Here is a 10,981-nt window from a genome sequence, read left to right as displayed (position 1 = left end):
ACGGCCTCGGCCTCGAACCCGGCCGCAGCCTCCAAGAACTCCAACACCGCATCCTCGAACACGACACCAAAATCCAGATCCCCGTACTCGTGAGCTGAGACGTCACCGCACCAATGGCCGTCGTCCCGGCAGTTACCCGGGGGTGGACGGGCTGGGGGCACCATGGGCGCGCGGGCGGTCCCTCCCGCCCGGCGCACCGGATGCCGACAGCGATTCCTTCCCAGCGATCACAGCGAGGACGACATGGCGAACAAGTGCCCGGTGCACGGGCATCGGAAGCTGATGGACGACGACTACTTCGCGAACCCGTACGCGGCGTACGAGCGCTACGCGACACTGCACGAGCGGGGCACCGTCCACCGGACATGCCTCGACGACCACGGTCAGGTGTGGCTGGTCACCGGCCACGCGGAGGTCTACGCGGCGCTGCGCGACAAGCGCCTGGCGCGTCCCCGCGAGTACTCCAACGGCGACTTCACCAGCGAGCGCTTCCCGGAGGGCTCGGCGACCGGCACCATCGTCACCCTCGACCCGCCGGAGCACACGCGGCTCAAGAAGATGATCAACTTCACCTTCCTGCCCCGCAACCTGGAGACCTTCCGCCCCCGCGTGCACGAGCTGGTCGCGGCCCGGCTGGACGCCATCGAGGCGGCGGGCGGGGGCGACCTCGTCGGCGACTACGCGGCCATCCTGCCGATCACGATCGTCTGCGACGTGCTCGGCATCCCCGACGAGTACCGCAAGAACCTCAAGGAGATGGCGGACCTCGCCTTCGGCAGCGACGACGAGACCAACGCCCAGGTCCGCTCGACCATGTCGAAGATCATGAACGAGATCCGGCAACAGAAGACGGCGGAGCCCGGCGACGACCTCTTCTCGTACTGGATCCACGCCAAGAACGCCGACGGGGAGCCGGAGCTCGACGCCTACCAGGTGATGGCCCTGGCCCTGCTGACGATGCTGGGCGGCTACGACACCACCTCGGGGATGATCAGCCGGGGCGCGCTGGCGCTGCTCGACGACCCGGACACTCTGGAGCGGCTGCGCAAGGACCCGGACCTGTTCGACGAGGCCGTCGAGGAGTTGCTGCGCCGCAACGGCTCGGTGCACCACGGCTTCCGCCGCTTCGCAACCGAGGACATGGAGATCGACGGTACGAAGATCGGCAAGGGCGACACGGTGCTGCTGCACCTGACCGCCGCCGGCAACGACCCGAAGCGGTTCCCCGATCCGCGGGTGCTCGACATCGACCGTGCCGACAAGGCGCACGTGGCGTTCGGCGGCGGCCCGCACTTCTGCTCCGGCTCGGAGCTGGCCCGCATGGAGGTCACCATCGCCCTCCGGGAGCTGTTCACCCGCTTTCCGAACATCAAGCTGGCCGTGCCCCCGGAGTCGCTGAAGGTGCGGCACTCGCCGCTGGTGCCTGCCCTGGTGTCCCTTCCGGTCACGGTCTGAGCGCATCCCCACCCCCGGCCCGCAACCCCACTGCTATCCGACAAGAGGTTGTTGAACGATGCCGCGTACCGATCTGCTCCGCCCCCTGCCCGAGTTGCTCCGGACCGCTGCCGCCAGGTCCGGCGACCGGATCGCGTACGCCGACTCACGGCGTGGCGTGACCCACGGGGAGTTGGCGGCGCGGACGGCGCGGCTCGCCGGACACCTCGCCGACCTCGGCGTGTGGCCGGCGGACCGGGTCGTCGTGCTGCTGGACGGCGTCACGGCGGTGGAGGGCGTGCTCGCCGTCGTCCGCGCCGGCGGGATCGCCGTGCCGCTGGACCCGGCGCTCGACGACGCCGAGCTGGCCCGGCTGGTGGCCGACTCGGGCGCCGACACCGTGATCACCGACGCCGCGAACGCGGTCCGGGTGCGGGTGCCGAACCTCGTCGTCGACGGCGAATACGACGGCGAGGCGCACTCGTTCGAGGAACTGGCGACGACCGAGCCGTCGTCGCCGGCCCGCGACGACACCGGCCTCGACGACCTGGCGCTGCTCACCTACACGGCGGGGACGACCGGCCCCCGCAAGGGGGCGCTCGCCACCACCCGCAACGTGCTGTGGCCCGCCGCGGCGGCGCAGCTGGCCGGGCTCGGCGGCGCCGAGGACGACCGCGTGCTGTGGGCGCTGCCCGTGCACGCCTGGCTCGGGCAGCTCGTCGCCGCCGCGGCGGCGGGGGCGACGGTACGGCTCGCCGGCGGCCTGTCCCCCGAGCAGACGCGTGCCGCGCTCGCCGCGCTGGACGGCACCGTGCTGGTGGGCACCGGCGCGACGCACCGCGCCCTGGCGGGCGCGCCGGTGCCGGAGGCGGCGGCGGTACGGCTCGGTCTGGCCGTCGGCCCCGTGGACCCGGCGCTGCGCCGGGAGTTCGAGGCCGCGTTCTCGGCGCCGCTGCTCGCCGGCTACGTGACCACCGAGACGTCCGGCCTGATCGCGGTGAGCTGGCCGGACGGCGACGCGGAGCGGCGCTGCCTGCCCCTGCCGGGCCTGAGCGTCCGGGTGGTCGACCCCCGCTCGGGCGCCGATCTCAGCCCCGGTCAGGAGGGTGAGGTCTGGGTCAGCGGCCCGAACGTGATGGCCGGCGGTTACCACGAACTCGCCGCCCGGACGGCCGAGGCGATGAGTGGCGGCTGGTACCGCACGGGCGACCTGGCCCGCCGCGACGACTCCGGGCACCTCACGGTCACCGGCCGGCTGGCCGACGCGGTCGAGGTCGGCGGCGAGCGGGTACGGCTGGACCGGATCGACGCGGTGCTGCGGGGCGTGGCCGGGGTGGCCGACGCGGCGGCCCTCGCCGGGCCGGACGGTCCGGTCGCGTTCGTCGTCGGGTCCGACGTGGACGCCGCCGGCCTGCTGGCGCGGTGCCGCGCGGAGCTTCCCGTGGCGGCCGTGCCGGTCGAGACGTACCTGGTGCGGGAGATCCCGCGCACCGCCCTCGGCAGCCCCGCCCGCCACCGCCTCCCCGAGCTGCCCGCCCGCCTGATCGGCGTGGGAGCGTCGCTGCCCGACCGGCTGCACGCGCTGCGCTGGGAGCCGGCACCGGAGCCGCTCTCCGAGTCGGGCGAGGGTCGGCCCGCCTGGTCGGTCGTGGGCCCGCCCGAGCTGACCGCCGACCTCACCGACGACGACCTCACCGTCGACAGCTACCCCGACCACGCCGCGCTGTCCGAGCTGCTCGCGCGGGTGCTCGACGAGGACCACCCGGCGGACTCGCGCCTGGTCGTACTGACCCGGGGCGCCCTGCACGGCGACGACGCGGCGGCCCCCGGGCAGGCCGCCGCCTGGGCGCTCGCGCGGGCCCACCAGCTCCGCCGTCCCGGCCGGCTCGTGCTCCTCGACGCCGACCGGGTCGGTGCCGAGGAGCTGCGCGCGGCCGTGGCCTGCGGCGAGGACGTGCTGGCCGTACGCGAGGGCGAACTGCTCGTGCCCCGGTACGCGGCCGTCCCCGCCCTGCCCGGCGGCGCACCGCAGCAGGGCACGGTCGTGCTCGTCGCCCGGTCGTACGACGCGGCGCTCGCCCGCCACCTCGTGGCGGCCCACGACGTACGCGAACTGGTCCTGGTGGGGCCGGACGACGTGCCGGCCGGCGCCCCGGCGGAGCTGGCGGCGTTCGGCGCCGGGGTCTGCGTGCACCCGGGCGTGCCGTTCGACCCGGAGACGCTGGCGGCCGTGCTCGGCGACCGGCCGGTCACCACCCTCGCGGCGGTGGACCTCACGGTCGACGAGACGCTGGCGCTGCACACCGCGACGCTCGGGCGCGCCCCGACCGGCCTCGTGCTGCTCACCGACGGCCGCGACGTCGCCGCCACCGTCGCCGCCGACGCGCTGGTGCGGCACCGGCACGCGCTCGGCCTGCCCGGCGTCTCCGTGGCGTGGAGCGCGCCGGGGTTCGCCCGGCCCCCCGCGGCACGGCGCAACGCCCTCCTCGACGCTGCGCTGGCCGCGGGCGAGCCCTGCGTGGTTGCCGCACGCCCCGTGCTGGCCGCCGAGGGCGGCGCCGACGGCGCCCACAGCGCCCTGGTCGAACGGCTGCTGGCGACCCCGGCGGACGACCGGCTCGGCCTGCTGCGCGACGTCGTAAGGACCGCGACCGGCGAGGTCCTGCGGGACCACGCGCCCGCGACGATCGAGGGCGAGACGCCGTTCCGCCAGCTCGGCTACGACTCGCTCACCGCCGTGCAGCTGCGCAACCGGCTCTGTGCGACGACCGGTCTCACGCTGCCGGCGAGCCTGGTCTTCGACTACCCGACGCCGGACATCCTCGCCAGCCACCTGCTCGACGCCCTGGGGCTGGGCACGGTCGAGGCGGAGCCGAGCGCCGTGGCGGCGTACGACGAGAGCGAACCGATCGCGATCGTCGGCATGGCCTGCCGCTACCCGGGCGGCATCACCTCCCCGGACGACCTGTGGCGGGTGGTCGAGAGCGGCACGGACGTCGTCGGCGACTTCCCCACCAACCGCGGCTGGGACCTCGCCGCGCTGTTCGCCGGTGACGGGCCGGGCACGTGCAGCGCGACCGCCGGCGGCTTCCTGCACGACGCGGACGAGTTCGACGCGGAGTTCTTCGGCATCAGCCCCCGCGAGGCGCTGGCCATGGACCCGCAGCAGCGGGTGCTGATGGAGACCGCGTGGGAGGCGCTGGAGCACGCCGGCATCCCGCCGACCTCGCTGCGGGGCAGCGACACCGCCGTCTTCACGGGCCTGCACGTGCAGGACTACGGCCGGGCCGGGCACAGCGAGGACGACGGCGTCGACGGCTTCCTCATCACCGGCACCCACGGCAGCGTCGCGTCCGGCCGGATCGCGTACGCCCTGGGCCTGGAGGGCCAGGCGATGACCGTCGACACCGCCTGCTCGGCGTCGCTGGTCGCCCTGCACCTGGCCGTACGCGCGCTGCGCGCGGGCGAGTGCGCGATGGCCCTGGCGGGCGGGGTGACCGTGATGTCCGGCACGGACACCTTCACCGAGTTCTCCCGGCAGAACGGCCTCTCCCCCGACGGGCGGTGCAAGGCGTTCTCCGACGACGCCGACGGCACCGGCTGGGGCGAGGGCGCCGGCGTACTGGTGGTGGAGCGGCTGTCCGAGGCACGGCGCAACGGCCACCCGGTGCTGGCGGTGATCCGTGGGTCGGCCGTGAACCAGGACGGCGCCTCCAACGGCCTCACCGCCCCCAACGGGCCCTCGCAGCAGCGGGTCATCCGCGCCGCGCTCGCCAACGCGGGCCTGACGGCCGACCAGGTGGACGCCGTCGAGGCGCACGGCACCGGCACCGCCCTGGGCGACCCCATCGAGGCCCAGGCGGTCCTCGCCACCTACGGGCAGGACCGCGAACAGCCCCTCCTGCTGGGCTCGCTCAAGTCCAACATCGGCCACACGCAGGCCGCCGCCGGCGTCGGCGGTGTGATCAAGATGGTCCTCGCCCTGCGCAACGGCCTGCTGCCACGCACCCTGCACGTCTCGGAGCCGAGCCGCAAGGTGGACTGGTCGGCCGGGGCGGTGGCGCTGCTGACCGAGCCCGTCGCGTGGCCCGCCGGCGACCGTCCGCGCCGGGCCGCCGTCTCGTCGTTCGGGATGAGCGGGACGAACGCGCACGTGATCATCGAGGAGCCGCCCGCCGCCGACGCCCCGGCCGCCGACGCCCCGGCCGCAGCGCCGCCGGTGGTGCCGTGGCTGCTGTCGGCGCGCTCCGAGCAGGCGGTACGGGAGCAGGCCCGCCGGCTGCACGACCACCTGGCCGACCGGCCCGGGCTGTCGATCACCGACGTGGCTCGGTCCCTCGTCACCACCCGGGTGGCCTTCGGCCACCGGGCCGCGGTCACCGGCGCCACCCGGCAGGACCTCCTCGACTCCCTCGCGGCCCTCGCGGCCGGTCAGGGCACCGCCGACGTGTTCACCGGCACCGCCCGCCCCGGCGGGCTGGCGTTCCTGTTCACCGGGACGGGCGCCCAGTACCTCGGGATGGGCACCGAACTCGCCGCCGCGTACCCCGTCTTCGCCGCCGCCTTCGACGAGGCCTGCGCCGAGCTGGACCGGCACCTGGACCGGCCGGTACGCGAGATCATCCGCAGCGACGACCTGCACCGGTTCGCGTACACGCAACCCGCCCTGTTCGCCTTCGAGGTCGCCCTGCACCGGCTCGTCGAGTCGTGGGGCATCCGCCCCGACTTCGTGGCGGGGCACTCCCTCGGCGAGCTCTCCGCCGCGTACGTCGCCGGCGTCTGGTCACTGGCCGACGCCGCGAAGCTCGTCGCCGCCCGCGCCACCCTGATGGCGGCCCTGCCGCTGGGCGGCGCGATGGTCGCCGTGCAGGCCACCGAGGAGCAGGTCACCCCGTACCTCGGCGAGCAGGTCGGCATCGCCGCCATCAACACCCCCACCGACCTGGTCATCTCCGGCGACGAGGCCGCGACCCTCGCCGCCGCCGAGCAGCTCGCCGCGCAGGGCCACAAGACCAAGCGGCTGCCGATCCCGCTGGGCGCCCACTCGCACCTGATGGACCCAATGCTCGACGCCTACCGCGCCGTCGCCGCGTCCATCACCCACCACGAACCCCGCATCGGGCTGATCTCCACGGTCGACGGGCAGCCGCTGCGCTCCACGCCCGAGCACTGGGTCACCCAGGTCCGCCGGGCCGTACGCTTCCACGACGCCGTCACCGCCCTCGGCACCACCGGCCGCGTCGAGACCTTCCTCGAGATCGGCCCCGACACCGTCCTCGCCACCACCACCGGCGACGCCACCGGCATCGCCACCATGCGGCGGGGACAGCCCGAGACGCACAGCCTCGCCCGGGCCGTCGGTCACCTCTTCACCGTCGGGACCGGCCTCGACGCCGACGCCTACTTCCCCGGCGCCCGCGAGGTTCCGCTGCCGACGTACCCGTTCCAGCGCAGGTCGTACTGGCTGCGGCCCACGGCCGGGAGCGACGTGGGCGCGGCCGGCCTCACCGCGGCGCGCCACCCGCTGCTCGGCGCGGTGCTGGGCGTCGTCGACACCGACCGGCTCGTGCTCACCGGGCGGCTCTCCCTGCGCGAGCAGCCCTGGCTGGTCGACCATGCCGTCCTCGACACGGTCCTGCTGCCCGGCACCGCGTTCCTCGAGCTGGCCGCACACGCCGCCGAGCACACCGGCAGCACCACGATCGAGGAACTCACCCTCCAGGCCCCGCTGACGCTGACCGAACAGCAGCGGGTCAACATCCAGGTGTGGGTCGGCCGACCCGACGAGCAGGGCCGCCGCGAGTTCGGCGTGTACTCCCAGCCGGCCGGGAACACGCCGGGCGCGGAGTGGACGTGCCACGCCTCGGGCACGCTGGCCGACGCACCCGCGCCGGCCCCGGTCGTCCACGAGTGGCCGCCACCCGGCGCGGAGCCCGTCGACGTCGGCGACTTCTACGGCTGGCTGCTGGCGCGCGGCTTCTGCTACGGCCCCGCCTTCCAGGGCGTCCAGGAGGTGTGGCGGCACGGCGACGAACTGTTCGCCCGGGCCACGCTGCGCGCCGAGGACGAGCCGGCCGCCGTGCGCTTCGGCGTACACCCGGCGCTGCTCGACGCCGCCATGCACCCGCTCGTGCTGCACGTCGACGGCGGCGGGGGCCCGGCGGGCCGGGCCTGGCTGCCCTTCTCCTGGCGCGGGGTGCGGGTGCACCGCCGGGGGGCCTCGACGCTGCGGGTCCGGCTGACCCCGGCCGGCGAGAACACCCTGCGGGTGAGCACCACCGACGACGAGGGCAACCCGGTGCTGAGCGCCGACGCGGTCGCGGTCCGGCCGGTCGCGACGGACGGCCTGACCGGCGCGAGCGGCCCCACCGCCGCGCTGTACCGCACGGACTGGGTGCCCGTGGCCGCCCCGAGCGGCGCCGGCACGCCCGACGTCGAGGTGTTCCGGGTCGAGGCGGGCGACACCGCCGAGGCCGTACGGCAGTCCCTGCACGACACGCTGGCGACGCTTCAGCGGGCCGCGGCCGGCACCGGGCGGCTGGCCGTGGTCACCCGCGGTGGCGACCTCGCGGGCGCGGCGGCGTGGGGGCTGGTCCGCTCCGCCCAGACCGAGCACCCGGACCGCTTCGTGCTCGTCGAGACCGACGGCACCGACAAGTCGGAGCGTGCCCTCGCCGCCGCGATCGCCGCCGGGGAGCCGCAGCTCGCCGTCCGCGACGGGGCGCTGACCGTGCCGCGGCTCGCGCGGCACGCCTCCGCCACCGCCGAGCGCCGGCTGTTCGACCCGGCCGGCACGGTCCTGATCACCGGTGGCACCGGTACGCTCGGCGCCGCGCTCGCCCGCCACCTGGTCACCCGGCACGGCGCGGCGCACCTGCTCCTCGCCTCCCGCCGGGGCCCGGACGCCCCGGGCGCCGCCGCGTTGGCCGAGGAGCTGGCCGCCCTGGGCGCCACCGCCGACGTCGTCGCCTGCGACACCGCCGACCGCGAGGCGCTGGCGGCGCTGCTCGCCGGGCTCTCCCGGCCGCTGGTGGGGGTGGTCCACACCGCGGGCGTACTCGACGACGGCATCCTGGAGTCGCTCACACCCGAACGCCTGGACGCCGTCCTGCGGCCCAAGGTCGACGCCGCGCTCAACCTGCACGAGCTGGCGGGCGACGTGGAGCTGTTCGTGCTCTACTCCTCCGTCGCGAGCGTCATCGGCACCGCCGGGCAGGCCAACTACGCGGCGGCGAACGCGTTCCTCGACGCCCTGGCCGCCCGCCGGCGGGCCGGGGGCCGGGCCGCCACCTCGCTGTCCTGGGGCCTGTGGGCCGAGGAGAGCGCGATGACCAGCCAGCTCGGCGAGACCGACCTGGCCCGCATCGCGCGCGGCGGTCTCCTGCCGCACAGCGTCGAGGAGGGGCTCGCGCTGTTCGACGCCGCGTGCCGCTCCGATGAGGCGCACCTGGTGCCCGTCACCATCGACGTCGCCGCGGTACGCGCCGCGCCGGACGCCGCGCCGCCGCTGCACGGCCTGGCCAGGGTGCCGCGCCGGCGGCAGGCCGCGACCCGGCCGGGCGCCTCCGCGCTGGCCCGCGAGCTGGCCGGGCGCAGCGAACAGGAGCAGCGCGGGCTGCTGCTCGACATCGTGCGTACGCAGGTCGCGACCGTGCTCGCCCAGCCGGACGTGGACGCCGTCTCCGTGGCCGAACCGTTCCGCCAGCTCGGCTTCGACTCGCTGATGGCCGTCGAGTTGCGCAACCGGCTCAACACCGCGACGGGGCTGCGCCTGCCCGCGACGCTGACCTTCGACTACCCCACCCCGGAGGCCCTCGTCGAGTACCTGCGGGGCGAGCTGGGCGACCGGGAGGAGGAGCGGGCGCCCGTCGTGGCGGCGGTCGCCGCCCGGCCGAGCGACGAGCCCATCGCGATCGTCGGCATGGCCTGCCGCTACCCCGGCGGCGTCAGCTCGCCGGACGAGCTGTGGCAGCTGCTCATCGACGGCGGGGAGGGCATCAGCGGCTTCCCGACCGACCGTGGCTGGCAGTTGGACACGCTGTTCGACCCCGACCCGGACACCCCCGGCACCAGCTACGTCGACCAGGGCGGGTTCCTGCTCGACGCGGCCGGTTTCGACGCGGAGTTCTTCGGCATCAGCCCCCGCGAGGCGCTGGCGATGGACCCGCAGCAGCGGGTGTTCCTGGAGACCTGCTCGGCGGCGCTGGAGAACGCCGGCCTGCGGCCGGACGCGCTGCGCGGCTCACCCACCGGCGTGTTCACCGGCCTCATGACGCACGACTACGCCGCCGGGGCGAGCGCCGTGCCCGACGGTGTCGAAGGGTTCCTGGGCACCGGAACCGCGGGCAGTGTCGCCTCGGGCCGGGTGGCGTACACGTTCGGGCTGGAGGGGCCGGCGGTCACCGTCGACACCGCCTGCTCGTCGTCGCTGGTCGCGCTGCACCTCGCCGTACAGGCGCTGCGCTCCGGCGAGTGCTCCCTCGCGCTGACCGGCGGCGTGACCGTCATGTCCACGCCCAGCCTGTACGTCGAGTTCTCCAAGCAGCGGGGCCTCGCCCGCGACGGCCGGTGCAAGTCGTTCGCCGCCGCCGCCGACGGCACCGGCTGGGCGGAGGGTGTCGGCGTACTGGTGGTCGAGCGGCTGTCCGACGCCCGCCGCAACGGGCACCGGGTCCTCGCCCTCGTCCGCGGCTCGGCCGTCAACCAGGACGGCGCCTCCAACGGCCTCACCGCCCCGAACGGGCCCTCGCAGCAGCGGGTCATCCGGTCGGCGCTGGCCAACGCCGGGCTGTCGGCGAACCAGGTGGACGCCATCGAGGCGCACGGCACCGGCACCGCCCTGGGCGACCCCATCGAGGCCCAGGCCATCCTCGCCACCTACGGCCAGGACCGCGAACAGCCGCTCCTGCTCGGCTCGCTCAAGTCCAACATCGGCCACGCCCAGGCCGCCGCCGGCGTCGGCGGGGTCATCAAGATGGTCCTCGCCCTGCGGCACGGGCTGCTGCCGCGCACCCTGCACGTCGACGAGCCGTCGCCGAAGGTGGACTGGTCGGCGGGCTCCGTCGCGCTGCTGACCGAGCCGGCCGAGTGGCAGCGCAACGGCCACCCGCGCCGCGCGGGGGTCTCCTCGTTCGGCGTCAGCGGCACGAACGCGCACGTGATCATCGAGGAGCCCCCCGCCGAAGCCGAACCGGACGGCGCCGACGCCGGTACGCCGCCGCCGGCCCTGCCGTGGCTGCTGTCCGCCCGCTCGGAGCAGGCCCTGCGGGAGCAGGCCCGCCGCCTGCACGACCACCTCGCGGCCCGCCCCGAACTGCCGGAGGCCGACGTCGCCCGTTCCCTGGCCGCCCGGGTCCGGTTCCCGCAGCGGGCCGCCGTCGTCGGTACCGACCGGCGGGAACTCCTCGACGGCCTCGCCGCGCTGGCCGCCGGCCGGGAGGCCGCCAACCTGGTCACCGGCACCGCCGGGGCCGGCAGGTTGGCGTTCCTGTTCACCGGGCAGGGCGCACAACGACTCGGCATGGGCACCGAACTCGCCGCCGCGTAC

2 protein-coding genes are annotated in these 10,981 nt (G+C 75.5%); both read left to right on the top strand.

The annotated features are described in order from the left end of the window. Positions 1–243: 243 nt before the first annotated feature. Positions 244–1,455 (top strand): cytochrome P450, encoded by a 1,212-nt coding sequence (locus AC5L34_RS29365; protein WP_441178242.1) that lies wholly within the window; start codon positions 244–246, stop codon positions 1,453–1,455. Positions 1,456–1,513: 58 nt separating this feature from the next. Then, positions 1,514–10,981, top strand: a 9,468-nt coding sequence (locus tag AC5L34_RS29360; protein WP_494827888.1) for an SDR family NAD(P)-dependent oxidoreductase, incomplete at its 3' end; no start/stop codon positions are given.

Source organism: Micromonospora sp. ZG13 (assembly GCF_059359355.1).
The sequence above is the reverse complement of the archived record's forward strand: the minus strand, read 5'-3'. Positions and strand labels throughout refer to the sequence as shown.